Here is a 552-nt window from a genome sequence, read left to right as displayed (position 1 = left end):
TCGCCTTCCTCCCCGCTGAAAGTACTTTACAACCCGAAGGCCTTCTTCATACACGCGGCATGGCTGCATCAGGCTTGCGCCCATTGTGCAATATTCCCCACTGCTGCCTCCCGTAGGAGTCTGGACCGTGTCTCAGTTCCAGTGTGGCTGGTCATCCTCTCAGACCAGCTAGGGATCGTCGCCTAGGTGGGCCATTACCCCGCCTACTAGCTAATCCCATCTGGGTTCATCCGATAGTGAGAGGCCCGAAGGTCCCCCTCTTTGGTCTTGCGACGTTATGCGGTATTAGCCACCGTTTCCAGTGGTTATCCCCCTCTATCGGGCAGATCCCCAGACATTACTCACCCGTCCGCCACTCGTCACCCAAGGAGCAAGCTCCTCTGTGCTACCGTCCGACTTGCATGTGTTAGGCCTGCCGCCAGCGTTCAATCTGAGCCATGATCAAACTCTTCAATTTAAGTTTGATTTGCTTAAACAAGTTAAGCGGTGCTCATCTGTAAAACGTCATAATGAATTTCATTATGTGTTCACTCGTGAGGCTTGATATTTTTT

Annotated in this window: 1 rRNA gene; it reads right to left on the bottom strand. The window is 52.2% G+C overall.

What is annotated here, in order from left to right:
• A 16S ribosomal RNA gene (locus OK412_RS23405) occupies positions 1-457 on the bottom strand; the annotation flags it as partial.
• Positions 458-552 lie beyond the last annotated feature (95 nt).

The organism is Pantoea sp. JV6, assembly GCF_025910055.1.
GTDB classification, from domain to species: Bacteria; Pseudomonadota; Gammaproteobacteria; order Enterobacterales; family Enterobacteriaceae; genus Pantoea; species Pantoea agglomerans.
This window is presented reverse-complemented; position numbering and strand designations above follow the sequence as displayed.